Annotated in this window: 24 protein-coding genes and 2 tRNA genes; 7 read left to right on the forward strand and 19 right to left on the reverse strand. The window is 53.4% G+C overall.

The features are described 5' to 3' along the window. Positions 1 to 327: 327 nt before the first annotated feature. The gene (locus ACK5LI_RS09800; protein ID WP_416948734.1) at positions 328 to 1,323 is read right to left on the reverse strand and encodes a DUF362 domain-containing protein; all 996 of its coding nucleotides are present in this window, start codon (positions 1,321 to 1,323) and stop codon (positions 328 to 330) included. A gap of 33 nt (positions 1,324 to 1,356) precedes the next feature. Beyond that, positions 1,357 to 2,295: a rhodanese-like domain-containing protein gene (locus ACK5LI_RS09805; protein WP_416948736.1), complete on the reverse strand. Its 939-nt coding sequence runs from the start codon at positions 2,293 to 2,295 to the stop codon at positions 1,357 to 1,359. A 193-nt stretch (positions 2,296 to 2,488) separates the two neighbouring features. Here ACK5LI_RS09805 and ACK5LI_RS09810 point away from each other — a divergent pair. Then, positions 2,489 to 2,565 (forward strand) — tRNA-Pro (locus ACK5LI_RS09810). Positions 2,566 to 2,746: 181 nt separating this feature from the next. Next, positions 2,747 to 2,822: transfer RNA gene (locus ACK5LI_RS09815), tRNA-Thr, on the forward strand. 220 nt (positions 2,823 to 3,042) lie between these two features. Here ACK5LI_RS09815 and ACK5LI_RS09820 read toward each other — a convergent pair. Beyond that, positions 3,043 to 4,830, reverse strand: a complete 1,788-nt coding sequence (locus tag ACK5LI_RS09820) for an EAL domain-containing protein (RefSeq protein WP_416948738.1) — start codon at positions 4,828 to 4,830, stop codon at positions 3,043 to 3,045. Positions 4,831 to 5,638: 808 nt separating this feature from the next. Then, positions 5,639 to 6,433: a glucosamine-6-phosphate deaminase gene (nagB, locus tag ACK5LI_RS09825; RefSeq protein WP_416948741.1), complete on the reverse strand. Its 795-nt coding sequence runs from the start codon at positions 6,431 to 6,433 to the stop codon at positions 5,639 to 5,641. Between the two features lie 389 nt (positions 6,434 to 6,822). Here nagB and ACK5LI_RS09830 point away from each other — a divergent pair, with 389 nt between their 5' ends. From ACK5LI_RS09830 to ACK5LI_RS09850, 5 genes are read left to right on the forward strand one after another with little or no spacing between them, the layout of a single operon-like run. Continuing rightward, positions 6,823 to 7,656 carry a phosphate ABC transporter substrate-binding protein gene (locus ACK5LI_RS09830; RefSeq protein ID WP_416948743.1) on the forward strand — a complete coding sequence of 278 codons (834 nt, stop codon included), beginning with the start codon at positions 6,823 to 6,825 and terminating at the stop codon, positions 7,654 to 7,656. 1 nt (position 7,657) lies between these two features. Further along, on the forward strand, positions 7,658 to 8,512 hold the full coding sequence (locus ACK5LI_RS09835) for a PstC family ABC transporter permease (protein ID WP_416948745.1): 855 nt from the start codon (positions 7,658 to 7,660) through the stop codon (positions 8,510 to 8,512). Next, a complete protein-coding gene (locus ACK5LI_RS09840; RefSeq protein WP_416948747.1) occupies positions 8,509 to 9,435 on the forward strand; it encodes a PstA family ABC transporter permease in 927 nt (308 codons plus the stop codon). Before ACK5LI_RS09835 ends, ACK5LI_RS09840 begins: the two co-directional genes overlap by 4 nt. Beyond that, on the forward strand, positions 9,422 to 10,240 hold the full coding sequence (locus tag ACK5LI_RS09845) for a phosphate ABC transporter ATP-binding protein (protein WP_416948749.1): 819 nt from the start codon (positions 9,422 to 9,424) through the stop codon (positions 10,238 to 10,240). Before ACK5LI_RS09840 ends, ACK5LI_RS09845 begins: the two co-directional genes overlap by 14 nt. Continuing rightward, positions 10,228 to 10,896, forward strand: coding sequence for an HAD family hydrolase (locus ACK5LI_RS09850; protein ID WP_416948751.1), 669 nt, complete (start codon positions 10,228 to 10,230; stop codon positions 10,894 to 10,896). The genes ACK5LI_RS09845 and ACK5LI_RS09850 overlap by 13 nt, the downstream gene beginning before the upstream one ends. A gap of 77 nt (positions 10,897 to 10,973) precedes the next feature. On the opposite strand, the gene ACK5LI_RS09855 is transcribed toward ACK5LI_RS09850, so the two are convergent. From ACK5LI_RS09855 to ACK5LI_RS09925, 15 genes are all read right to left on the reverse strand, one after another. Beyond that, complete coding sequence (locus ACK5LI_RS09855) at positions 10,974 to 12,764, reverse strand: putative bifunctional diguanylate cyclase/phosphodiesterase (RefSeq protein WP_416948753.1); 1,791 nt, start codon at positions 12,762 to 12,764, stop codon at positions 10,974 to 10,976. Between the two features lie 410 nt (positions 12,765 to 13,174). Next, on the reverse strand, positions 13,175 to 13,600 hold the full coding sequence (locus ACK5LI_RS09860; protein ID WP_416948755.1) for a EutP/PduV family microcompartment system protein: 426 nt from the start codon (positions 13,598 to 13,600) through the stop codon (positions 13,175 to 13,177). Between the two features lie 12 nt (positions 13,601 to 13,612). Beyond that, positions 13,613 to 13,972, reverse strand: a complete 360-nt coding sequence (locus ACK5LI_RS09865) for a BMC domain-containing protein (protein ID WP_416948757.1) — start codon at positions 13,970 to 13,972, stop codon at positions 13,613 to 13,615. Between the two features lie 84 nt (positions 13,973 to 14,056). After that, the gene (locus ACK5LI_RS09870) at positions 14,057 to 14,608 is read right to left on the reverse strand and encodes a BMC domain-containing protein (protein ID WP_416948759.1); all 552 of its coding nucleotides are present in this window, start codon (positions 14,606 to 14,608) and stop codon (positions 14,057 to 14,059) included. Positions 14,609 to 14,623: 15 nt separating this feature from the next. Further along, entirely contained in the window at positions 14,624 to 15,952 is a 1,329-nt protein-coding gene (locus ACK5LI_RS09875) for an SLBB domain-containing protein (protein ID WP_416948761.1), read from the reverse strand. A gap of 121 nt (positions 15,953 to 16,073) precedes the next feature. Then, positions 16,074 to 17,183: a 1-propanol dehydrogenase PduQ gene (locus tag ACK5LI_RS09880; protein ID WP_416948763.1), complete on the reverse strand. Its 1,110-nt coding sequence runs from the start codon at positions 17,181 to 17,183 to the stop codon at positions 16,074 to 16,076. A 383-nt stretch (positions 17,184 to 17,566) separates the two neighbouring features. Continuing rightward, positions 17,567 to 17,848, reverse strand: coding sequence for an ethanolamine utilization microcompartment protein EutM (eutM, locus tag ACK5LI_RS09885; protein ID WP_416948765.1), 282 nt, complete (start codon positions 17,846 to 17,848; stop codon positions 17,567 to 17,569). A 23-nt stretch (positions 17,849 to 17,871) separates the two neighbouring features. Next, positions 17,872 to 18,255, reverse strand: coding sequence for a hypothetical protein (locus tag ACK5LI_RS09890; protein WP_416948768.1), 384 nt, complete (start codon positions 18,253 to 18,255; stop codon positions 17,872 to 17,874). Between the two features lie 3 nt (positions 18,256 to 18,258). Continuing rightward, positions 18,259 to 18,807 (reverse strand): BMC domain-containing protein, encoded by a 549-nt coding sequence (locus tag ACK5LI_RS09895; RefSeq protein WP_416948771.1) that lies wholly within the window; start codon positions 18,805 to 18,807, stop codon positions 18,259 to 18,261. 28 nt (positions 18,808 to 18,835) lie between these two features. Then, positions 18,836 to 19,111: a EutN/CcmL family microcompartment protein gene (locus tag ACK5LI_RS09900; protein ID WP_416948773.1), complete on the reverse strand. Its 276-nt coding sequence runs from the start codon at positions 19,109 to 19,111 to the stop codon at positions 18,836 to 18,838. 12 nt (positions 19,112 to 19,123) lie between these two features. Further along, positions 19,124 to 19,717, reverse strand: a complete 594-nt coding sequence (locus ACK5LI_RS09905) for a hypothetical protein (RefSeq protein WP_416948775.1) — start codon at positions 19,715 to 19,717, stop codon at positions 19,124 to 19,126. 9 nt (positions 19,718 to 19,726) lie between these two features. After that, on the reverse strand, positions 19,727 to 20,563 hold the full coding sequence (gene eutJ / locus ACK5LI_RS09910; protein WP_416948777.1) for an ethanolamine utilization protein EutJ: 837 nt from the start codon (positions 20,561 to 20,563) through the stop codon (positions 19,727 to 19,729). Further along, positions 20,544 to 21,248: a phosphate propanoyltransferase gene (locus tag ACK5LI_RS09915; protein ID WP_416948779.1), complete on the reverse strand. Its 705-nt coding sequence runs from the start codon at positions 21,246 to 21,248 to the stop codon at positions 20,544 to 20,546. Before ACK5LI_RS09915 ends, eutJ begins: the two co-directional genes overlap by 20 nt. 283 nt (positions 21,249 to 21,531) lie before the next feature. Then, positions 21,532 to 21,816 (reverse strand): ethanolamine utilization microcompartment protein EutM, encoded by a 285-nt coding sequence (gene eutM / locus ACK5LI_RS09920; protein WP_416948781.1) that lies wholly within the window; start codon positions 21,814 to 21,816, stop codon positions 21,532 to 21,534. A 66-nt stretch (positions 21,817 to 21,882) separates the two neighbouring features. Continuing rightward, positions 21,883 to 23,346 carry an acetaldehyde dehydrogenase (acetylating) gene (locus ACK5LI_RS09925; RefSeq protein WP_416948783.1) on the reverse strand — a complete coding sequence of 488 codons (1,464 nt, stop codon included), beginning with the start codon at positions 23,344 to 23,346 and terminating at the stop codon, positions 21,883 to 21,885. Positions 23,347 to 23,553: the final 207 nt, after the last annotated feature.

Raw genomic sequence — 23,553 nt, forward strand, 5'->3', positions numbered from 1 at the left:
TCAATATCTGATAACGATGCTTTTCCACCTATAACTATCTATTTTGATTTGCAGAAGATCATAAGCAGCGGACAGTCTGCAAACGGTGCAGCTACAGTACCTACATGAAGAAACCTGTAAACAGCCAGCCGCTGCACAGGCAAAAAGAACTTTTCTGATTTCAGCCTGCGGCACGACCGATAGCATAAAAAAAACTGCGTCGCCTCAGCTCTCTGTGGTCCTGCCGTAATGTCTTTGCCTGCAAAAAAAGTCGCTGGCAGGAAACGCTTTTCGTAACATGCTTTTCCGCACAAGCGTTGCGACGTTACAAACACCTGCTCGCTACAGTTACTGGCTGGAAGGCCCGTACCTGTGCCAGATGCGCCTTGCCAGACTGCGCAAAAGAGTTGCAGGACGAAAGCTGACTGGCTTCAGCTGGCGAGGGATTTCAAAATTTGCCGCTTCGAAATCCTCAGGTTTCAATAAAGGAAACATCAGGTCTGCTGCAAAAGCTCCAAGCGCTGACCGGCGTTGCAGCTCTGCCCACAAGGGCAAATCTTCTGCCTGAAGCTGCAGCACGCTGTACAAAGCCGTGTCCAGCGCAATGCAGCTTGTCGACGCCCCGATAAGCCCCAACGAATACGGGTCCCCCCCTGAAGGGCCAGTACGATGCATACAAGTGATACCGTCCACAAGCGCCGCAGTGGGGGGCAACATCTCGTCCAGTTCCACAATCATCGACTCGAAACGGTTTCCCCTGTCACCGTGCTTCGTATGTGCAATTGCTTTGCTGACGCCGGAAACGCATCCGAAAAGATTTTTCACAGCCAAAGTCAGCCTCATCTGGCTGTGCGCTTTGACTCTTGGCAGATTAAGCAGAGCATCAGACTCCAGCGCAAGTCGCGCAATACCGATGCTAATTCCAGAAGGCAATATACAGGAAATCGGGCTATCCAATGTGACAACCGGCGCATCCAGCCCCTTCAGGGCCTCTAGCAGGCCGATGCTGTCCGCCACGCGCACGGCAGAACCAAAAGCAGGAGAATCCCCCACAGTTACGCGGGCTCCGCAAGCCTGCGCATATATTACGGCAGCTCGAACCACTTCAGGGTGCGTACAGCATAGCCCGTCAGCCTGAGCACGAAGGAGGTTGGGTTTGATAAGCAGCCTGCAACCGAACTCCGGCTTCCAGCCAGCAGCCTCTAGCGCATCCGCACAGGCTTTTTCCAACAACGGACGCGAGTAACTAGCACACCGTTGCAACGCCACGGCTATCGCTTCCCGCACCTTGTCTCCCGCCTGCCCATCATCCTTTCCAACTGCAGATTCAGCACGCTTATGCATCAGTCACCTGTGTGTGATAACGCTGCATCAACATTAATCCTTTTGAAACACGTCCATATGTTGCAATATTATTCGTGTATGTTGTTTTTCCTGCTGGGCCAGATCGGTAAACGCGTCTACAGCCTCAGCCAGATCAATCCCCGTTCCGAACATGGCAGGCTCGTCCTTCAGCTCTTTCTTCGGCTTTCCATCGGCGTCACTAATAAAGGCTGAATTACGACGAATGGCGGCTCTGGCAGCCTCAAAGGCCAACGTCCTATATAAATCAAGCGCGTTAGATTCCACCTCCAGCGCCAGATCGGCAATTTCCATACAATCACCGGTGCTTGCTCCGCGTATCCACGGGTCCAACTCCTCCACACTAAGCCCGCCTTCAAGAACATTACCGCTAAGTTCATCAAAAAGCTCGGTAAAGGGCTTCACATCCGGCATCTGTTTTTTCAGATAGCTGTACACCACCCTGGCATGGGCTTCTTCCATGTTTACAAGCGTATCCATCAGAGAACAGACAGTCTCTCTGGATGCGGCTTCGCGAACCCGCGAATAGAGCAAATAAGCCGCTTTTTCCATGTCTATGGCACGAAGCAGGAGTTCCGCAATGCTTGAGACACCTTCAAACACCGCAATGCGTGGTACATCCGCTACTGCCAGCCCTTCCCACGCCATAATTCCGCCAGAAAGATTATAAAGCTGCCCCCGCAGCAGACCGCTTTCTTCAGCCAGCAGGGCTGCAGCAGTAGACCGCCCGCCGGAGTGACAATAAAAAACATACTCGCGTTCAGGGTCGAGGTCATGCAGACGTGATTCCAGTTCCGCAACCGGTATCAGCACAGCACCGGGGATGTGCCCCTGACGGAATTCCGCTTCATGGCGCACATCCACAATCAGATACTCTGCTTCATTTTTCCGGTTGATAAGCGTTCGTAAATCGTATGGCGTAATAGTACGGGCTCTTCTGACAGACGAAAACATAAGCTCCCTCGCTGTACCCTGAGAATGACAACGGGCATAAGTTGCTATCAAAAACAACATGAACACAACAGCACGTAACTGCAATAATAGCACAGTTCGACCCTGTATTCCTCTATAAGAAATAAATCAAAAAAATTTCATTTTTCTTGTTGACACCACCGCCCTACCGACGTAAACACCTCTCTCGCGACGTCGGGATGTAGCGCAGTTTGGGAGCGCACTTGAATGGGGTTCAAGGGGTCGAAGGTTCAAATCCTTTCATCCCGACCATACGCTTAAACCCCACAGCCCCTCGAATGAAAATTCGGGGGGCTGATTTTTAATCCCGACTTATACGACTGTTATAGTCGCTAAGGCTTTCGACGAAGCTCCCGCGGCAATACTGCCAGCTGGTTGAGCGTGCCGGAAAAATACGGCGCTAACGCTAAAGATAGCCAAAGCATATAATGGTGCTCTCATAGCTCAGTAGGTAGAGCGCATCCTTGGTAAGGATGAGGTCAGCAGTTCAATTCTGCTTGAGAGCTCCACAACTTCAAAATCCCCTGCTTATGAAATAGGCAGGGGATTTTTCTTATCGGTGTGCACTTTCAGTTGTTGCAAACGCCGTCCACGCACATGTTCGGGCCGGAACCAGCCCGCCTGTCAGCAGGCATACTACCCGCCTTTTTGCACTCCGCCCTATGGCAACATCGCTGGACACCGTGCCCATTGCGACGCAGCAGCCCAACACTCCCCGCTCAAACCAGCCTACACGGAATATGCAAGGGCCACCTGTTGTTGCAGCACCCTTGCAAGCTCTTCATGCCGTTGCACCTGACCGTTTCCGGCGGCATAAAACTCCTCAAGGCTCTTCAACAAGTCTGGAACGTTCTCCGGCGGAAGCTCTCTGGAAAAATACCACCCCTGAAACATTGAACATCCGAGGGCGGTAATCCACTGCAGGTCTTCTGTAGTTTCAACCCCTTCGCACAGCAGCTCCGTATTAAAAACGTCACTGATTCCTTTGATAAAACGCAGGATACCGCCTACATGCAGATTGGCAGAAGCACCATGAACATAAAGCCGGTCTGCCTTTAAGCGCTCAAACGGAATGTCCCTGATAGTGCTGAGGTTTGATACACCGGTGCCGAAATCATCAATAGCGACCTTGAGGCCAAGGTGATGCAGCTCCTGTATGCGCGTTGCCACTTTCTTCGGATCTTCTGAAAAGCCACTCTCTGTCATTTCAAGTTCAACAAGCTCCGGAGGCACCTTGTAATATGCCAGACTCGTCCGCAGCCTTTGTAATAAGTCAGGATTTGACACGCTCATTCTGGAAAGATTCACGGCCACAGGGACAACATTCAGGCCTTCATCCATCCAGTTTCGCAAATTACGGCATGTTTCATCGAACATCAGTATGTCAATTTCGTAGATTAAGCCGCTTTGTTCTGCAGGCTGAATGAATTTATTCGGCCCGATCAGGCCCAGCTTAGGACACCGAAGGCGCGCCAGTGCTTCAAAGCCGATTAGGCGGCCTGTACTGGTATCAACCTGAGGCTGATAATATGGAATGAAATTACGATTGCGCAGATACTCGGGGAGTTGCTTTATAAACTCAACGTGCTTCACTATCTGATGGGCCTGACTGTCAAAAAATGTCAGGACAGTAGCAGGCGGAATCTCTTCCGCACGGCTGGCAGCAGCCGAAGCCTGGTCCAGCAAGGCAGAAGCCCCCCGCCCTGAATCCGGAAAATGAGAAACCCCGACGGAGGTACTCAAATGCAGCATACTGCCGCTTACTTCCACGGGATACGAAAGGGAGAGCACCAACTCTTTCAGCAGGCTATCTGCAACAAACGTATTTTCGAACAACGCAAAAGCAATATCGTCATTCTCCAGATGGGCCAGCAGATTATGCTCGCCCACCCATTCCTGCAATCTGGCAGTCAGCTTGTGCAGCAACTCTTCACTTGTATTTGAGCCATATGCGGTATTGATCAGGTGCAGGTTGTGTATCTTTATGCACCCGATGACTGCGTTTTTCTTCTGCATCCTGCTCAGGCATTTACCTTCTGCAGTCCGGCGCGAACAACTGGCAAGGCGGCACGTTTCGCTACCTTCCTGCTGGTTTAAAGCGCACTGCAGGTTGCTGACAAAAGCACCTCTGTTGGGCAGCCCTGTCACTGCATTCTGATACCGCATTTCAAGCAGGCGGACGACCTGTCCTGCAAGCCCCCGCATGGCATTGCGCTGGTCTTCTGTCAGCTCATTCTCAGCCTGCCCCATCACCCATAATGTGCCAAGATTATAGCCTCTATGCCCGATAAGATTTGCAGCGGCATAAAAACGGATGTCGGGTGCAGAGCACACAAGAGGATTCCCTGCAAACCTTTCGTCTTGCAGGGTGTTCGGCACAATAAACATATCTTCGCTGGACTCCACAGCGTAAGAACAAAACGCGCCTTCACGTTCCAGCCATGCCACATCAACCCCTACCCGGCCTTTCAGCCACACTCTGTTATTATCTACCAGACTGACACCGCCGAAAGGCATTTCCGGTAAACAACATTGCTATCTTTGCGATATCACAGAATGCCTCTTCTTTTTCGTCCAGTACCACTCCGTAGTGTGAGAGTTCCTTCAGGCGAAATTTTTCATCCGGCACCAACTGTTCACTGTTCATCGTTCACCTCACAAGTACAACCGGTAAGCGCCCTTCCCCTTGGCTTACTGAACACGTCCGGCATGATAGTCCGGTTGTGGCTTCGCTTGTTGCAGCACCTGATAAATGATGAGAAAATTCTACAGCCTGAAATATCATTCAGTAACTTATAACCTTATGGTCAGCAGCAGATGCGCGTAACGTCACGGCAATTTCATACGACGCCTCATAGCCCGTCCCTCATGGATAACAACATGTACACATTGAATAAAAAGCAGAGGCCGCAGCGTATACTGCGGCCTCTGCAACAGGTTACAAGTATGCTTTCGTGACAGGACATCACACTAACAAAACAAGGTAACATACTATTCTCATAGCATTATCCTTTCTAAATCATCACTTCTGCACGCCAGCCTATAATAATATTTCTCATTGCCATCCGGTAACAACACCTGCTCAAAACAGGTAAAGCATCCCCGTATCCAGCGAGTATGTGCCTGAAGGTGGTCTGCTATCAGTCAGGGAACCGCTACTTGAAACCATGCGGCAACAACCCGTATTCTTACTGTATCATTCAAGAAAATCACACACAGCACCATGGATACCCCTAACAACATACCGAGCCAGCCTGTTTTTCGATACCCTTAAGTAACGTCAGAGCTCCTTACGACTTCACGACAACTCAGCTCCGTTTTTTATCTACTTAGGGTCAGCAAGGTTCTCCGCCTCTATCTGCTGAAAGTACCGTAACGTTTTTACCTTCAGTTCCATCGTGGCGGCCTCGTCGCATACCATTATGGCTTTCCGGTGCAGTTGCAGGGCCGAAACAGTCCATAAATGGTTTACACCTTTTTCCACTGCGTAGTGAACGGCCAGAGCCTTGCTCATGCCTGACGCAAGAATAATGACTTCGTGTGCATCCAGCACCGTCCCCACACCTACCGTCAGTGCAAAGCGGGGTACTTCATCGATTCCGGCAAAAAAACGTGAATTCGCAGCACGGGTTTCTTCTGTAAGCGTTTTAAGCCGCGTACGAGATGCCAGAGAAGATGCAGGCTCATTAAAAGCAATGTGCCCGTCAGTGCCTACCCCGCCCACAAAAATATGCACCCCGCCGCAGCTATGTATCTTCTGTTCATAAGCGGCGCACTCACCCTCAAGATCATCCGCATTTCCGTTCAACAGATTGACATTCTGCAATGAAATGTCGATGTGATTAAAAAAGTTCTCATGCATATAGTGCTTGTAGCTTTGCGAATGGCCTTCCGGCAGTCCCACGTATTCATCCATATTAAACGTGACCACATTCGCAAAGCTCACCTCGCCTGCCTGATATAATCTGATAAGTTCCCTGTACATTTCCAGCGGAGTACTGCCCGTCGGAAGCCCCAGCACAAAAGGTTTATCCGGCTGAGGTGCAAACGTTCTGATTGCACGGGCAATGTACCGTGCTGCCCACCATCCGGGACTGTCATGAACAGGTATCAATCTCATATCAAGCTCCTAGGTCTTCATGAATGGTCGTACAACATATGAATTCTACTATAGTAATATCCTGCTATTCCACAAACAGTATTCTTTTGCAGCCATCACTGAATACAGCGTTCCGACCATATCGCATGCTTTGCGCCCGCAAAGGTCCGTCCTTACCGCCACCGGAGTACATTTGTCTGCCCTGCATTTTTGGAGCAACGCGTTTCCGGCATGGTCACTGTACAATCATGCACTTCTCATAGATAAAACAAATATATTTTGTACATAGCACTGGCGATTATCTATTTGCCGACATGCGCCGGTACGCATATTGTCCCAACATATTATCAGGTTGCTCACTGTATTTTACCCACCACAGGCAACGCACATCTAGATCAGGGAGAATCACCATGCTTCGTTCCATTCGTACGTTATTTATGTCGTGCCTTTGCATCATGCTTACAGCAGTCATGGCACATGCGGCTCCTCTGGATGCCTTTAAAGGGCAAAAGGGAACAATTGATATTGCAGGCGGAACAGCGCACATCCCCGTCATGAAAGAGGCTGCCAAGCGCATTATGATCGCGAATCCTGAAATCCGTATCAGCATTGCAGCTGGCGGCTCCGGCGTCGGGGTACAAAAGGCCGGTGAAGGGCTGGTAGATATCGGCAACACCGGTCGCGCTCTTTCTGATAAAGAAGTGGAAAAGTACGGCCTTGTCAGCTTCCCCTTTGCTGTTGACGGTGTAGCACTGGTAATCAACCCGCAAAATGGCGTTAATGAACTTACTTCTGCACAGGTTCAGGCTATTTTTGCCGGTAAAGTGACCAATTGGAATGAAGTTGGCGGCGCAGATCAGGCCATCAACCTGTACACCAGAGACGAAGCCAGCGGCACGAGAGAAGTTTTTTATAAAAAGCTGCTTGCAAAAGGTGACATCGCCATGTCCGCCAACGTTGTACCTTCCAACGGCGCCATGAAAACTGCAGTGGCTCAGGACCCCGGTGCAATCGGCTACGTGGGTATCGGCCATATTGATACTTCCGTTAAAGCCCCTGTCGTGGACGGCATGACCGCCACTCAGGAAAATGCCGCCAACGGCAGCTACACCGTTACCCGCAAGCTGTATATGAACACCAAAGGCGAGCCTTCCGGTGTGGTGAAAGCATTCATTGAATATCTGTACACCCCCGAAGGCGCTGAAATCATCAGTGCCAGCGGATACATTCCCGTAGCAAAATAACATGGTCAGAACGCAAAGCCGTTGCGCACGCGTTGTGCTGGTTGCATCTGCAGCCACTGTTGCCACGGCTGTGGCAGCTATCTTCGGCTTTCTTATTGTTTTCGCCCTGCCCGTCTTTTCCGGCGGGCAGGGTCTTTCCATTCTGGGTGCTGTCTGGCACCCCGCCAAAGGGCTGTATGGCATTATGCCCATGCTGGCTGCGACTGTCGGCCTCAGCCTGTCTGCACTGCTGATCGGCTGGCCGCTGGCGCTGGGAGTATGCTGCTGTATACATGGTCTGGCCCCGCGCCCTGCAGGACGGGCATTGACCCTGCTCTTACGCGGTATGACCGCTTTTCCCACTGTGGTGTATGGGTTTGCAGCAGTGTTCCTGCTGGTTCCGGCCATGCGGGGAGTTGTAGGCGGTTCCGGATTCTGCATTGCCGCAGCGGCGCTGGTGTTATCGCTTGTTGCGCTGCCTACCATGGCTCTGGTGATGGATGCCGGTATGCAGCAGGCAGAAAACAGACTGCGCCTTAGCGGTGCCGCCATTGGCTTTACCCCCGCCCAGACGCTGGTACATCTGGTTCTGCCCGCATGCAGAAAGAACTGCGCAGCCGCAGCCGTGCTTGGCTTCGGCAGAGCAATCGGTGATACGCTTATTCCCCTGATGCTGGCAGGTAACGCGCCGCAGTGGCCTCTGGCTCTTTCTGACAGCGTACGAGCTCTTACAGCCCATATCGGCCTTGTTATTGCCACAGACAGCAACAGCGCTTTGTATAGTTCTGTATTCATAGCCGGTTGCCTTCTGCTGCTTTTCAACACCATCGTACAGCTGGCTCTGCGGGCTATTCTGAAATCCGGAGAACAGGCATGAGCAGCCCCATACGCAAAACAGCTTCTGCCCGTCCTGCCTTTGCTGTACGCACAATACATGTCCTCGCATGGCTGTCGGGGGTGCTTGTTCCCGCTGTCATCCTGACATTACTTGCTTTTCTGATCATACGCGGCAGCGGCGCCCTCGGGCTGACGCTTTTCTTCGGCGATACGCCGCCCTTTTACGCCATAACCGGCCGCCTGCCCGTCTGGGACGGTATCTGGCCTGCCTGTATCGGCACTATATCGCTGCTTGTTCTCACTATGGTGCTGGCGCTTGTCCCCGGCATCGGCTGCGGGGTGTATCTGGCCTGTTATGCTTCAGGCAAGGTCAAAGCTTCTCTGGGATTCTGCATCGACCTGCTGGCAGGCATACCTTCTGTGGTTATGGGGCTGTTCGGATTTTTGCTGATGCTTGCCCTGCGCCGCACCATTACCCCAGATGCGGAACCTTCAATGCTGCTGGCGGCATCATGCCTTGCGCTGCTTGTTCTGCCTGTTCTTGTTTCCACCACACGCGGAACGCTGGAAGCCCTGCCGGACAGATTGCACCTGACAGCCAGCGCGCTGGGCATGGACACTTGGCAGGCTCTGCGCCATGTATTGCTGCCTGCTTCAACACGGGGAATTCTCGGTGGAATCCTTCTTGCTGCAGGTCGCGCCGCAGAAGATACGGCAGTTATCATGCTGACAGGAGCCATTGCCAACGCGGGACTGCCGGCAGGGCTTACTTCACGTTTTGAAGCGCTGCCTTTTTCCATATTTTACAGAGCCTCACAGTATCGTGATGCAGCAGACCTTCAGCAAGGCTTTGCTACCACTCTTGTGTTGCTGGCCATATCTGTCAGCCTGCTTTCTGCCGCTGCCATGCTGCAAAAGAAGTTAGAAAAACAATGGCAAGGACAGGGTAATGAACATCGCTGACATATATCCTCCTACCGGAACTTCCGATATTTCACCCGATGCAGCCGTAACCATCAGCGGACTGTCTTTGTCCTTCGGCAAGCATCAGACGCTGCATAACGTCACGCTGGCAGTACCCCGGCAGGGTGCCACCGTAATCGTAGGCAGGTCCGGTTCGGGCAAAACAACACTGCTGCGCGCAATCAACAGACTGAATGAGTGCATGGCAGAATGCACCACAACAGGAAGCATCCGCCTGAATCTGTCCGGCAAAAATGTAGACGTTTACAGCCTGCCCGCACGGGATGTCCCGATACTCCGGGCCGCCATAGGCATGGTATTTCAGACACCGGACGTTCTGCCCGTTTCCATCCGCAAGAACATGGAATTGCCACTCAAGCATGTCTTGAATATGCCTTCATCAGCCATCTTCAAGCGTATGCAGCAGGCATTGCAGGATGCAGGGCTATGGCGCGAAGTATCCGAGCGGCTTGATGCCCCTGCGGAGTCACTCTCCGGCGGGCAGCAGCAGCGCCTGTGCATTGCCCGTTCACTGGCGATGTTGCCGGAACTGCTTCTGCTGGACGAACCGACTGCATCGTTGGACACTGTTGCCTCCCGCACCATTGAAGAACTTATCACTTCGCTGAAAAGACGCCTTCCCGTCGTGATGGTCTCTCACAGTCTGGGTCAGGCTCTCAGGCTTGCTGATACATTGGTATTGATGAACGAAGGCTGCATAACCCGAGTCTGGAAAAAAGAATCCGGCCTGCCTGAAATAGCGGATCTTGAAAACTATCTGGAGAACGCATCATGCTGCATATAGAAATTCATGGCAGAGCCCCCTTAAATCTGAAAACGCTGGTGCTGGATTACAATGGCACAATAGCCAGAGACGGCGCACTGATAGACGGCGTTGCAAAGCGGATACGACAGCTTGCGGAATCACTGCGCATTGTTGTGCTTACAGCGAACACGCATGGTTCCGTTGCCGCAGCAGTGCGTGATCTTCCTGTAGAAGTGATGATTTTACACACAGCGCACCGCAATATCTCCGGCGCATCATGTGGCGGGCACGATGTGGCAGGCAGCACACCGGACATCAATATCATGGAATCACAGCGTGACACTCCCCCTGCTGGAAGCGCACAAAAAGAAAATGTGCAGGGAAAAGACCTAACAGGTAAAGAAACTACTTATGCGGCAAAAGAGGAGCCGAACCCGCATGAAGCACGTTTTTCAGAGGCAGAAGCCAAACTTCAGGTACTTGTGCAGTTAGGAGCCACGCAATGCGTAGCTATGGGGAACGGTCGCAATGATGCGCTGATGCTGAAAGAAGCCGCACTTTCCATTGCGATTACCGGAACTGAAGGCACATCAACGGCAGCACTGATTGCCGCGCAAGTTGCTATACACAACATAAACGACGGACTGGACCTGCTGCTCCATCCCGCACGTTTGAAGGCGACATTACGCAACTGACGGGCATGCAGTTAGGGGCACGCAGTAAAGGTTCACTATACCGCCTGACAAATCAGGCAACCTGAACCATCTAAGAACTATCCTAAGTCTTGTTGCAGCGGGACGGGTGGCAAAAGCAGATTTTCAAAACTCTGTGCATCAAGGGGCCGGTAGTAGAAAAAGCCCTGAGCCACAAGACAACCCTCTTGGAGCAAGAGTTCTGCCTGCGCCTTAGCTTCCACACCTTCTGCAACCAGAGACAGGTTGAGGTTCGACGCAAGTTGAATAATCGAACGGATTATCATCAGATCCTGTGTGTCCGTATGGCAATGATCCACAAAGCTTTTATCAATTTTCAGCACAGTGACGGGTAATGTTTTAAGCTGATTAAGCGATGAATACGCTACGCCGAAGTCATCCACCGCCAACCCAACGCCCCTTTCGCGTAACTGTTCCAGCAGAGGAATGATAAACGCAGAATCGTCCATCAGGGTTGTTTCAGTTATCTCGACATCCAGTTGTGCTGCCGGCAGGCCGGACATTGTAAGCGCATCGTCGACAACCTGAACCATATTGTCGTTTTTAAACTGCATACCGGAGACATTGACAGAAAGGTTTATGGTGGCACCCCTCTGCTGCCATGTTGCCGCCTGCAGGCATGCCTGCTCCAGAACCCACCGCCCCAGCGGGACTATCTGTCTGGTCATTTCCGCTACGGGAATAAACTCCGCAGGGCTTATCATTCCCAGCTCAGGGTGCTCCCAGCGCAGCAAAGCTTCTGCCCCGACAATACACCCTGTCCGCATGTCCACTTTAGGCTGATACACCACAAAAAACTCGCCTGCGGCCAGTGCAGCTCCCATGTCACGTGCAAGCTTATCCTGCAGTTCTCTTGCCTTTAAAATCGTAGGCTCAAAAAAGCTGACCTTGTTTTTACCGGCCTGTTTTGCCTGAAACAACGCCAGATCGGCATTACGTTCAAGTTCTTCGCTACCCTGTATCTCACCAGTATATCTGGCCACACCGATGCTAAGTCCCACTTCAAGGGAGCGGTTGCCAAGATCATACGGTTCGCGACTGACAGCATAAATAGCTTCAGCTGCTTTTTCTGCGTTCATGTTTTCAGATTCACGAAGCAGAATAGCAAATTCGTCACCACCAATGCGGTAGGTATTCAGAAAATCAAGCTTACAAATCCGGCGTGCAAACTGCTTTAACAGCAGGTCGCCGTAACTGTGCCCGTGCAGGTCATTGATGCGTTTAAAATCATCCAGATCAATCAGAAGCAGCGCATACAGACAACGCTCCTGCACGGAGCGCTTTTCAAGAGTTCTTAGTGAAATGCTGTACGCCAGCCTGTTCTTGAGCTGTGTCAGATAGTCAGTCCGGCTTTCATCGCGATATCCCAGCATCAACCGGTAAGACCGCTGCTGATAATACGTCATGACACTGGCAAAAGCTGTAATGATTATCAGCTCTAGGCAGTCCTCAAGTACATTTTCAAAAAGTTCTTCACCACTTCCGTACAAATACGGAATAAGAAGCAACAGTGAACAAATAAAAGCCCAGGGCCTGCCCGGGTAAAGAGCAAGATACAACAGAGGAATAATTATGAAGCTTTCCTCTATTACTTCCAATTCAAGCGGGCTGAGAATTCCTCCTGTAATCAGAACACCGATTGCCAGAACAGAAGCTGTCACTGCAAGCCGTTGCCATGGGCAAAATCGTGCAACCAACATCAGAGGAGCAAATGACATGTATAACATTCGCCAGAGTTGCTCGGAATGAGCTTCCAGCGTCAACTGTACAATCACTACCCCTAAACAATAAAATCCTGTCAAAACAGGTTTGACCAGAGCCCCGCTCCAGTCACGGCTTATCAGCATCATCCCCCCCGTTCCCCTAAAACGGTGTTACGCCTGTCGCGTGCACAGACAAAGACTTGTCTATACTTTCGAACTCCGTACCAAGTGAAGGCAGCACGGTCAAGACAAGTACAATCCATAAAAAACAGATTGATACAGTGCAACAACACAGCAGGCATCGCGAAGAACATGCTCATCACCCATCTGAACAATGATGCAATCTCTTCTACACCACACCACACCACAATCATAAAACAATACATACATCACTGTATATCATGTTGGTACTCTGCCATGCATACAGTGCATAAAAAAAAGCCCGCCTGAACATTCAGACGGGCCTTGCGCTGTCGGACAGGCTGAACATGTCCGGCAAACACAGCATGAGGGGTGAGGATAGAAATATCGTATAGGCAGATTCAGTATAAACAGGATCACGATCCGATCAGAGCGCGCACCTCATCCAGCCCTTTGCCGGTTGCGGCATCAATACAGATTACGGAGCGGGCCCCAGCACTTTGCAGGTAGCGTCGGGCCCGCTCCACGTTTGCGTCGGGAGCATCAGCATGTGACACTACTCCGAGTACCGTGCGATTGAAAATTGTGGCGAATTGTGGCGGAAACAGGCTGGTGCTGTGTGTGGCACTCTGAACCATAAACAACATGTCACAATCAGCAGATGTCGTGATAAGCGCGAAATAAAAACGCCTGTTTTCCAGAAACTCGCCGGGGGTGTTTATAAACGGTCCGCAGTAGTCAACGGCCATGGCTTTACGGGCTGCATACCCATCTTCAGACAGAGCATGAATAAGCGCAGCCTTACCTGCTCCTGTCTGCCCGATGAGCATAACCTTTTTCATGGCCGTAGCATCCTACGAACGGGTAATGGGTGCCAGCGCGTAATGCAGAACTTCGTCAAAGTAGGCCAGAACAGCCTTAAGCGAAGCTTCAACACTGGCTACATCGCCCACGATGACCAGCGAGCCGCCGAACCTGTCCAGAAAGCCTATTTCAACACCGGCGGCTTTGGTGGCGATGTCCGCGGCAATAATAACCCCTTCACTGGGAGTGATGGTCAGAATGCCGATGGCGTCTCCGGTTTCGTTATCCAGACCCAGCTTAAGGTACAGCCCCTTCTGCGGGCTTGCTATCACATGGGCCAGCGTAATCTGCTTACCGGGAACGTATTCCTGAATAACACGCTGTTTCGGCTCGTTATCGAAAAACGTCATACAAATCCTTCCGCTGTGTAGAAAAACAGGCGGCGCTCAGAAGCCTTACAGCTGCCGGTTGCGCCACCTGCGGCATCACAATAATTACAGGATCTGAGCCTTCAGCCCTGCACTGGGTGAAGGAATGACCACATGGCTGAGCACGGGGCCGGAATCACCCACACCTGCTACACCGGCATCAACAGACGCCTGTACCGAGCTTACATCACCGGTCATGACAACGAAAGCCTTACCTGCCAGACCTGCCGCAAAACGGATTTCGAGCAGGTTCACGGCTGCGGCCTTTGCTGCTGCGTCCGCAGCCAGAATACAGGAGGCCGAGGTGCAGGTCTCGATAACGCCCAGAGCGTTGATGTCCACACCCAGTGAAGTACCGCTGAGAGCAGGAATAACGTCGGGATGCACGCTGGCCAGCACAAAGGAGTCGATAATCATCTCGCCGCCGATCCGGCAGCCGGTCTCGACACTGCTGGTCACTGCGCCGGTATCACCGGCAACAATAACGATATAACGGCCGGGGCAGGTGGGACGTGCCACCACAAGATCAACTTCGGCAGCTTTTACCATTTCGTCCGCAGTACGCATGCCCATGGCAACGCTGTTCAGCTCCACACATCCAATAGTACGTAAATTCATATCTATCACCTGCTGTTAACAAGCCTTAATGGTTACCATGCCGTCTGCCACGGACTCGACTACACCGCTGATGCTTGCATGCACGCGGGCGCCCATCGCCTGATCGGGAATCTCGCCGATCACATCGCCCTGCTGCACCTTGTCGCCTGCTTTCACCACACAACCGGCAGGCGCACCGATATGCTGCGCAAGGGGAATCTGTACTTTATCAGGGGTAAATTCTCCGGCATAATCGGGGTGCGTATCGTACTGAACCAGATTCAGACGCTTGATAAGTCTGCCGGTAGGGACGTGACGGCTGCCGCGGAATGCATGGGGCTTCGGCTGTTCACCGGTACCTTCCCAGCGCATGCCTTCCTTGCGCAGAATCTGCTTGATCTGGGCGTTCAGTTCGCGCGGGGACACCATCATGGGGCAGGCGAACTTTTCGCACAGGCCGCACTCGGAGCACAGCAACGCTTCGCGGGCTACAGAGCTGGTAGCAATATCACCGTTAAACGCACGCATCAGCTTGTGCGGACGCAACGAATGGCCCAGCAGGTTACGCGGGCACAAATCGGTACAGTGCGAACACTGGCAGCAGATGCTGGTGGTAATCTTGCGTACGCGCTCGGGATCCATGATCTTTCTTGCCACCACGGTATGGTCTGGGGGCAGAACCAGCAGGCCGCTGGTTGTCTTGGTCACGGGACGCCCCGTATCGGGCAGGACGCGGCCCATCATGGGGCCGCCATCCACAACCTCATACGCATTGATAGTGGGGCCGCCGGCAAAGGCGATCACGTCTGAGACAAGGGTACCCACAGGCACCTTGACCACCATATGCTTTTTCACCTCGCCCGACACCGTCACATAACGGTGGGTGACAGGCGTCCCCTCCATGGCCAAAGCAATGTTAAAAAGTGTTTCCACGTTGCTGACCACAGCACCGATCTGCAGCGGAATACCGCCTTCGGGAACGGTTTTTCCCAGCACTTCGTATACAAGCACATGCTCGTCACCTGCGGGATAAAAATCCTTCAGCTCAAAAACTTCAAGCTGGCCCGATGTATCGCGGCTGACAGCTTCGCGTACAGACGCCATGGCTTTGGCGTGTTTGCCCTTCAGGCAGATGATGCCCCGTGCGGCACCGGTGCAGGCCATAACGGCCTTGAGACCACGGATCATGGTATCGGCGTGAGCTTCCATGAGGTAAGGGTCGCTCATAAGCAGCGGCTCGCAGGAAGCACCGTTCACCAGAACCGTGTCCACTGTCGCATTGGCCTTAACGTGGGTGGGCAGACCGGCTCCGCCGGCCCCTACAACACCTGCTGATCGAATTATCTCAACCGTCTGCTCTCTCATTGCAGTCCCCTTTAGTGGTCTCATTCATGCCCGCGCCGCTGTGCTTCTGCCATGCGCACCGCAGAAGCACTCGGGGCGTTAATCATCTATCCTAAAGAACGCCGGAACCTGCCGCCTGAACTTACCAGGCGTGGTCCAGCAGGGTTTTAATGTCGTCACGCGAAGGCGTTCTCGGGTTGCCTGCGGTGCAGATATCGTCAAGAACGTTTCTGGCAATAACTTCGCGATGCTGCCGGTACGCACTTTCTTCAATCTTCAGAGCGCCGACTCTGCCGGGAATGCCCATGGATTCATTCAGGTCGCGTACGGCCTTGATAAGGCTGTTGGTACCTTCACCCACGGAACCTGCAGGCAGCGAAAGCATCTGTGCGATTTCTCGGTACTGCACACCGGCGTCAAAGCTGTTGAACTGGATGACAAATGGCAGCACCACGGCATTGGCAAGGCCATGCGGTATATGGAAAATACCGCCAAGGCTGTGGGCGATGCTGTGCGTAATGCCAAGACCGCTGTTATTGAACGCCATACCGGCCATGCATGAAGCAAGCAGCATCATTTCACGGGCTTCCATGTCGTCGCTGCACTTGTATGCTCTGGGCAGGTACTTGAACACGTAGCGGATGGCATGCTCTGCATAGATGGATGTGAAGGTGTTCGCCTTGCGCGAGGTGTATGCCTCGATTGCGTGGGTCAAAACGTCCATGCCGGTAACGGAAGTGACGGAAGGCGGCAGGGTGCGGGTAAAACGGGCATCCAGAATTGCCAGATCAGGAATAAGCATCTCGTCGTTGAGGGGAATTTTAACCTCGTTGACCTTGTCGGTCACAACGGAGATGGCAGTCACTTCAGAACCGGTACCGGCAGTGGTGGGAATGGCCACCAGCAGCGGCTTGGGACGGCTGGTATCCACCTTGCCCGCAAAGAAGGCAATGGCCTTGGCCGCGTCAATGGCAGAACCGCCGCCAAGAGCGATCACGGCATCCGCATGATTCTGCATGAACAGATGCGTGCCTCTGGTCACAGTTTCCAGAGAAGGATCAGGCTCCACACCGTCAAAGGTGGTGTGCCCGATGCCGCCAAGGTCAAGGTGGGTCTTCAGCCGGTCAGCAAAACCGGTCTTCACCATGAAAGGATCGGTAACAATAAAAGCCTGCTTGATGGGAAGCTTCTCAAGGGTTTCAAGGGCGTCTTCGCCATAGCAGATTTTTGTCTTTCCGTAGAATTGTGTCACCCTCGCCCCCTACAATATTCTGTTATACATTGCGTTATGGTGTTTTGTTTGTGCGGCCTGCAGAACTGAGCACCATCCCAGCCCCATAAGCCGTCGTGCGCTTGCGCGCCGGACCTGCACCGGTGTCATCACCTGTGGCAGGCTGTCTGCCCTGTTTGCCCTGTTCCGGCCGGCACCTTGAAAAGTCATCACACCACAGCAAGGCGTTAACGGTTTTCAACGCAGGTACCGACCGCAAAGGCTAAGGGCAGGCAAAGAAATATTACTCCCGATGCAACCCGAACATGGTCTCCGGCGGATGGGTAAGCCGGTGCCGGTGCGGGCGGCAGAATCACAAGGCGTACACGCGGCGGGAGTACCCGACATGCACGCCCGTATTGTCACTATTTCGCTGCGCGTTTGGGCAGGATGCCTTCCACTTCACTGTGGGGGCGGGGAATCACGTGTACGCTTACCAGTTCGCCTACGCGACCGGCAGCTGCTGCACCTGCATCGGTAGCTGCCTTAACGGCACCCACGTCACCACGCACCATCACGGTCACCAGACCGCTGCCAACCTGCTCGCGGCCGACCAGTTCAACGTTGGCAGCCTTCACCATGGCATCAGCAGCTTCGATAGCGCCTACCAGACCTTTGGTCTCGATCATTCCAAGAGCGTTCATCATTCTATCCTCCGGTTATCCTCTTGCTAGATGTTTGCTTTAAGAGTTTTGACCACCTGACAACTGATTTTTTTCAGCTGTTCATGGTCGGTAATGCCGTATTCGGTCTTCAGCATGGCCGCTACGGCGTAAAAAAGTCGTTCAAGGTCCTTGTCCATCGTCGCTGTGCATTCCGCGCAAGTGCAACCATGCGGGCATGCCTGCGCTGCCATGCATGCGGGGCATGTGCAGCCGGGAGGACATCCCTGTGCCGCATCAGGACAGGGACCGTACACAATGGTCACGCCGCGCTTTGCCAGTTCGTCCTTTGCACCGGGTGAAAGGATAATGGAACCGTCGGCATACAGTTTGTTGCTGGACTGGCAGATGTACTCATTAAGGCACTCTACCCCTACAAGTTTCTTCTTCATTTTTTACCTCACACCACTTGTTAGGGCCTTGACGACCGAGGCGTCCGGCCTGGGAATGGACACCGCCTCGATAAGATTTTTGCCCAAAGCTGTTTTTGCGGCCTCTATGGCTTCTTCAACCGAGGCCACATCACCGCTGATCACAAAATATGATTTGCCGTTGATGCCCTGCCCCGTCACAAGACGAAGCAGACTGACGGCCGACCGTTTCACCGCACTATCCGCAGCGGCAACACCCGCTGATACAGTACGGCATTCGATAAGGCCGAGTGCATCAATGTATTCCGGCTTCACGCTCTTTTTGAGCACAGCCAGAACCTGAGCGGAAATTCCTGAAATCACATAGCTGCCCATCAGGCTGACACCGGACTGACGGGCGTGGTTCACAGCCGTTTCCACGGCCTGCCTGTCGCCGCCCACATAAATCGTATAGCGGCCGGAACAGACAGTGGTGGCACGCACAAGCTCAACCTGCGCAACCTTGACCATCTCATCCGCCAGTTTTGCACCACGGGCAATGCTTTTGCTTTCCACGATTCCGAGCGTATCCACGACCAATATCTCCGCGTCTGCTGACGGGTTAGCCTTCCGGCCTGATTTTTACTTCGTCGATGATGCCCACAATGGCCGCATCAACAGGCGACAAAGGATTATCAAGCGCCTTGCGGGCAGAGCTGCCGGTAACTATGAGCACTTTTTCATCAGTACCTGCGCCCACACAGTCCACCGCCACAAATGTTTCCAGACTCTGATTGGTCTGCGCATCAAGACGCTGAACAACCATCAACTTCAAGCCGTTGAGGGCACTTTCTTTACGAGTGGCCCACACGTTGCCGATCACCTTACCGATAATCATATGCTTTCCGCCCTATAACTGCTTAAGAATGTTGACGTTGTTATTCTTTGCCGTTTCCGCCGCCAGCGGGGTGACCACTGCGCCGCGCTTTACCTCCAGATTCCGCGCTCCGGCTTCTGCTGCCTGAGCAACCACGGTTTCTGTCACCAGATTCTGCCAGTAGCGCACGGTTTCCGGCTTCTTGTGCATAAACGGTTTCAGGCCGTACCCTGCCAGCGTTTTTTCATAGCCTTCGTACAGGCTGTACAGCGGTCCGGGTGCAGTTTCGCTGTACACCTTGTATTCAAACTCCAGCGCTTCTACCTGCACTCCTGCAAGGAGCAGCCGGAGGGCTTCCTTCAGCGCGGGAGCATCGGCTCTGCCCGCTGCAAGGTCTGCCATTTCGGAGCAAGTCACATACGGCAGGATGTAGCGCGAAGGCTTGCGTCCTGCGGTGTCTTCTCCGCAAAAAACAATGTCAGCTTCTTCGCCAAGGTACCCCTTTACCATTTCGGCCAGATGCGCATCACGGTTTTCCAGCACCATGACGCAGGCCCTTTCAGCAGACCCATGGAGTTGCTTGATGACTTCACGGGCAATGGCCCCTACCAGTTCATTGACATCCATGGGTGGCTCCTAAGCGTCCGCCTGCGGGGCAATGCAGTTAAGGGCGATGCCCAGCGGCGTAACCAGAAAAGGATTCGCAGGCTTGTACACAGGCTTGCCGGTTTCCTTTTCCATCACTTTTTCAAAATCCTTCAGGCAGCAGGTGCCGCCAACAAGGTAAATTCCCGAAATATCGCGGCCCTCAATGTGCTTGTTCACAATAGAGGCCATTTTCTGAATCACAGGACGCACAACAGGCAGAATCTCGGCCTGACGTTCCTGGTCTTTTTTCAGGTCTTCCGCCTCTACAAAGCTGATGCCGTAGCTTCCGGCCAGAACAAGCGACACATGGGTGCCGCCGGTGGCTTCGTCCGCCAGATACGTCACTTCGCCGTCTTCCAGAACGGAAAGACCCGTAGTGCCGCCGCCGATGTCCACAATGACGCCGTTCTGCACGTCGAGCACAGCATTGGCGGCAGTGGGTTCGTCCAGAATGGCGGTAACTTCCAGCCCTGCACCTTCCACAACATGGCGATGCGTGTTGCTGTCTTTGTGGCCTGTTCCCGGAGGCATGGCGATGGCAGCATGAGTAAGCGTGCGGCCAAGGCGTCCTTCAAGTTGCTGAACCAGCTTGCGGACAATGTGGCATGCGCCCACATAGTCCACCACCAGTCCGTCCTTGATGGCCTGCGCAAACTCCATGGCGCACGCCACGGGCTCTTTCTGCGCATTCAGCACCACGATAACGATGTACGCGGTGCCAAGGTCCACCCCGACGAACAACTGTTCGCCGGGGCTAACCTCAATGGTATTCTCAACGCAGCTTTCAAGCGCGCTGATCTGCTGATCAATTCTTGCAAAGTCCATGAGCGGCTCCGCACTTTTTGCCTACGAGTTTGCCGGATACAGCCTTGCTCCAGCCGGCGCTGTTGCCTTCGTCGGCGTCGATGTGCATTGCCAGCTTGAAATTTTCGTTAACGCGGACCAGCACATCTTCCAGAATCAGAGGACGGTCGCCCTCAAGACGGACGCACACAAGGTCGTTGTCTGCCACACCGAAGCGCTTTGCATCTTCGGTGGACATGTGGATGTGGCGGGAAGCCACAATCAGACCTTCTTCAAGACCCACGATGCCGTTCTGCGAAGCCAGAATGATACCGGCGGAACCGTTGATGTCGCCGGACTGGCGCACAGGAGCATCTGCACCGAGAATACGTGCATCGGTCTTGGAAACTTCAACCTGAGAGCTGCCGCGGGAAGGACCAAGAACGGCTACGTTATCAATCACACCCTTGGGCCCGATAAGACGGACGCGCTCTTTGCACAGGAACTGACCGGGCTGTGACAGTTCGCGCACGGGAGTAAGAGGCGCACCGAACAGGGCGATGGCGTCTGCTTCGCTGAGATGTGCGTGACGTGCCGAAAGCTCGACGGGAATGGAATCTTCAGTGTTCACATCCGTCGTGGCGGAAGTGACAGACTGGTTGCCCAGCTGCTGCACTACGCCGCGGATTACCCCTTCAAGGACTTCCTGCAAGGCTTTCTCGTTCATGATTGCTCCGCTTACAAATATCGACCGGCTCTGCCTGCGTTGTTGCATCTGCTTATGTCCGGTGCTTGCTGTTTATGGCCGTTTAAAATTTTCGTATCGGCGGGCTGCGTACGGCCTTAGTCTGCGCATGCTGCCGGTATTGTGCCTTTATGCGCTCCACTCTCACCGGAACGCTTCGGGCGGTTAGGGGAGGAGGGGAAAGGCGTTCCCCCTCCTCCGCTTTTACAGGTCATACGGTTGCTGACGGGCCAAGAACCGGCAGGCCGTACTTCCTGCAGAAGAATTAACCTTCTGCTTTAGGAAGGATCAGTTCCACTTCGCCGTGGGGGCGGGGAATCACGTGTACGCTGACCAGTTCGCCAACGTTGTTGGCAGCAGCGGCACCGGCGTCGGTAGCAGCCTTAACAGCACCTACGTCGCCGCGAACCATAACGGTAACCAGGCCTGCGCCTACCTGAGAGCGGCCGATCAGGGTTACGTTTGCAGCTTTTACCATTGCGTCGGCAGCTTCGATTGCGCCAACCAGACCACGGGTTTCGATCATTCCGAGTGCGTTGGAAGAGGACATATTATTCTCCTTAAATTCAAAGTTGATATATATGTTAAAACCGTGTCGGGCTTAGAGCCTCACGGATTAGGCCATTTTCTTCAGCTGTTCCACAATGAGCTGGGTGATGGCTGCAACGTCGATGGACGAAGAGGCATCATGCCCGCCGGGTGCGCACGCTGCGGACTGAGCAGCAGGCTGGCAGCAGGTGTTACCCAGATCGTACGCTACGCGGCGTACGTTCATCAGGTTAAGCGGAGTCACGTTGTCAGAGGTGGAGCTGCCGCCAACGGTACCGCAACCAAGGGTGAACGAGGGGAACAGCGAAGTGGAAATACCCACGGCGCCCTGAGTGGACGGGGTGTTTACCAGTATACGGGAAACGGGCTTTCTCAAACCGAACTCGCGGATGACTTCTTCATTCTGCGAGTGAATAGCCAGAGAGTGACCGATACCGCCGTTTTCCAGCAGCTTGTGGCACATTTCGCAGGCTTCCTTCCAATCTTCCACCACGTAGAAGCCAAGCAGAGCAGTCAGCTTTTCCTTGGAGAAGGGGAACTTGTGGCCTACGCCAGGCTCATCGGAGATAAGCAGACGGGTTCCAGCAGGAACTTCGATGCCTGCAAGCTGCGCAATGTACTGGGCATCGCGGCCTACAATGGCGGGGTTCATGGAACCGTTGCCGCGTTCCATGACGAGCTTTACCTTTTCCAGCTTTTCGCCTTCAAGGAAGTAGCCGCCATGAGCAATCAGGCTGGCGCGTACTTTGTCTGCAATGGCAGACTCGGTAACAATGGCCTGCTCGGATGCGCAGATGGTGCCGTTGTCAAAGGTCTTGCTGGCAAAAATCTTGGTTACGGCATCTTCGATATTCGCGGTACGCTCGATGTACGCGGGCACGTTACCTGCGCCTACGCCCAGAGCAGGAGTACCGGAGCTGTAAGCAGCCTTGACCATACCGGGGCCGCCGGTGGCCAGAATCAGGTCAGCCTGACGCATCAGCTCGCCGCTGCCTTCGATGGTGGGCACGCTCATTACGCTGACCAGATCTTCGGATACGCCGCACTGTGCCAGTGCACCGCGGATGATTTCCACGGTTCTGGCGATGCACTTTTTAGCGCTGGGGTGCGGGGTGAACACGATAGCGTTACCCGATTTCAGCGAAATCATGGACTTATAGATGGTCGTAGACGTGGGGTTGGTAGAGGGAACAATCCCTGCAATAACACCCATGGGTACGGCAATCTCGACAAGCTTCTGAGTCTTGTCTTCGCACAGCACGCCGATGGTTTTCATATCCTTGATGGCTTCGTGCAGTTTGACACTGGCAAGCAGGTTCTTCTGCTTTTTGTCCTGCACACGACCAAAGCCGGTTTCTTCCACTGCCAAAGCAGCAAGCGGCTCTGCCTGAGCGGCGGTTGCGTCGGCAATTGCCTTGATGATGGCGTCGACGCGTTCCTGTCCAAGCTGGGCAAAGTCAGGCTGGGCGGCTCTTGCGGCACGTACCAGCGCACGGGCTTCCTGAATGGACAATAAATCCTTATCTACCATTGGACTACTCCTCTATCTGCCTGTATGAATTGATGATCGCTTCAATCAGATCTTTCTTGTTCGCAGACTTGACTGCCTCGCGGGCAATGGAAAGACCGCTGATGCCGCGTGCTATCTGACGCAGCTTGTTGACATTCATCTTTTTCAGTTGAGAAATTTCGTACCGTACCTGCTCCGTCTTTACGGGCTTATCAGCCTTCTGCTCAG

The organism is Oleidesulfovibrio sp., assembly GCF_047973035.1.
Taxonomy (GTDB): domain Bacteria; phylum Desulfobacterota; class Desulfovibrionia; order Desulfovibrionales; family Desulfovibrionaceae; genus Oleidesulfovibrio.

Coding starts and splice junctions, on each gene's coding strand:
- ACK5LI_RS09830 (WP_416948743.1), top strand. CDS start 6,823: ATGCTTCGTTCCATTCGTACGTTATTTATGTCGTGCCTTTGCATCATG.
- ACK5LI_RS09840 (WP_416948747.1), top strand. CDS start 8,509: ATGAGCAGCCCCATACGCAAAACAGCTTCTGCCCGTCCTGCCTTTGCT.
- ACK5LI_RS09915 (WP_416948779.1), bottom strand. CDS start 21,248: ATGAACGAGAAAGCCTTGCAGGAAGTCCTTGAAGGGGTAATCCGCGGC.
- ACK5LI_RS09800 (WP_416948734.1), bottom strand. CDS start 1,323: ATGCATAAGCGTGCTGAATCTGCAGTTGGAAAGGATGATGGGCAGGCG.
- eutJ (WP_416948777.1), bottom strand. CDS start 20,563: ATGGACTTTGCAAGAATTGATCAGCAGATCAGCGCGCTTGAAAGCTGC.
- ACK5LI_RS09855 (WP_416948753.1), bottom strand. CDS start 12,764: ATGATGCTGATAAGCCGTGACTGGAGCGGGGCTCTGGTCAAACCTGTT.
- ACK5LI_RS09845 (WP_416948749.1), top strand. CDS start 9,422: ATGAACATCGCTGACATATATCCTCCTACCGGAACTTCCGATATTTCA.
- ACK5LI_RS09850 (WP_416948751.1), top strand. CDS start 10,228: ATGCTGCATATAGAAATTCATGGCAGAGCCCCCTTAAATCTGAAAACG.
- ACK5LI_RS09865 (WP_416948757.1), bottom strand. CDS start 13,972: ATGACGTTTTTCGATAACGAGCCGAAACAGCGTGTTATTCAGGAATAC.
- ACK5LI_RS09835 (WP_416948745.1), top strand. CDS start 7,658: ATGGTCAGAACGCAAAGCCGTTGCGCACGCGTTGTGCTGGTTGCATCT.
- eutM (WP_416948781.1), bottom strand. CDS start 21,816: ATGTCCTCTTCCAACGCACTCGGAATGATCGAAACCCGTGGTCTGGTT.
- eutM (WP_416948765.1), bottom strand. CDS start 17,848: ATGATGAACGCTCTTGGAATGATCGAGACCAAAGGTCTGGTAGGCGCT.
- ACK5LI_RS09820 (WP_416948738.1), bottom strand. CDS start 4,830: ATGCCTTTCGGCGGTGTCAGTCTGGTAGATAATAACAGAGTGTGGCTG.
- ACK5LI_RS09925 (WP_416948783.1), bottom strand. CDS start 23,346: ATGGTAGATAAGGATTTATTGTCCATTCAGGAAGCCCGTGCGCTGGTA.
- nagB (WP_416948741.1), bottom strand. CDS start 6,433: ATGAGATTGATACCTGTTCATGACAGTCCCGGATGGTGGGCAGCACGG.
- ACK5LI_RS09905 (WP_416948775.1), bottom strand. CDS start 19,717: ATGGATGTCAATGAACTGGTAGGGGCCATTGCCCGTGAAGTCATCAAG.
- ACK5LI_RS09805 (WP_416948736.1), bottom strand. CDS start 2,295: ATGTTTTCGTCTGTCAGAAGAGCCCGTACTATTACGCCATACGATTTA.
- ACK5LI_RS09900 (WP_416948773.1), bottom strand. CDS start 19,111: ATGATTATCGGTAAGGTGATCGGCAACGTGTGGGCCACTCGTAAAGAA.
- ACK5LI_RS09875 (WP_416948761.1), bottom strand. CDS start 15,952: ATGAGAGAGCAGACGGTTGAGATAATTCGATCAGCAGGTGTTGTAGGG.
- ACK5LI_RS09890 (WP_416948768.1), bottom strand. CDS start 18,255: ATGAAGAAGAAACTTGTAGGGGTAGAGTGCCTTAATGAGTACATCTGC.
- ACK5LI_RS09870 (WP_416948759.1), bottom strand. CDS start 14,608: ATGAATTTACGTACTATTGGATGTGTGGAGCTGAACAGCGTTGCCATG.
- ACK5LI_RS09860 (WP_416948755.1), bottom strand. CDS start 13,600: ATGAAAAAGGTTATGCTCATCGGGCAGACAGGAGCAGGTAAGGCTGCG.